Annotated in this window: 1 tRNA gene and 1 rRNA gene; both read right to left on the reverse strand. The window is 49.2% G+C overall.

The annotated features are described in order from the left end of the window. Window positions 1-270: 270 nt before the first annotated feature. Window positions 271-346: transfer RNA gene (locus tag AC0T7J_RS25125), tRNA-Glu, on the reverse strand. An 86-nt stretch (window positions 347-432) separates the two neighbouring features. Further along, window positions 433-514 (reverse strand): 16S ribosomal RNA (locus AC0T7J_RS25130); the annotation flags it as partial.

The following is a 514-nucleotide window of genomic DNA, read 5'->3' on the forward strand; positions in this document are numbered from 1 at the left end:
ACGTCCTTCATCGCCTCTGACTGCCTGGGCATCCACCGTGTACGCTTAGTCGCTTAACCTCACAACCCACAGGCGTTTTACAACGCTGCGAATTGCAAGCATTTGAGAGACTCGAACGCATCGCCTGCCATTCCTTATTACGGAGGAATGACGCGCTGCGTCGTTTCAATTTTCAGCTTGTTCCGGATTGTTAAAGAGCAATATCTTAAACATGACTCGTAAGTCATCTTTAAGATATGTGGGTAACATCTTTCACCTGTCACCAAGCTTTGGCGTCCCCTAGGGGATTCGAACCCCTGTTACCGCCGTGAAAGGGCGATGTCCTGGGCCTCTAGACGAAGGGGACAATTAAGTCTGTCTTCGAAAGACACTTTGCTCGTTATTTTCTATCAGACAATCTGTGTGGACACTGCGCGGGAAGGTATCTTCAGGTAAGGAGGTGATCCAACCGCAGGTTCCCCTACGGTTACCTTGTTACGACTTCACCCCAGTCATGAATCACAAAGTGGTAAGC

Source organism: Pantoea sp. E956-1 (genome assembly GCF_982223955.1).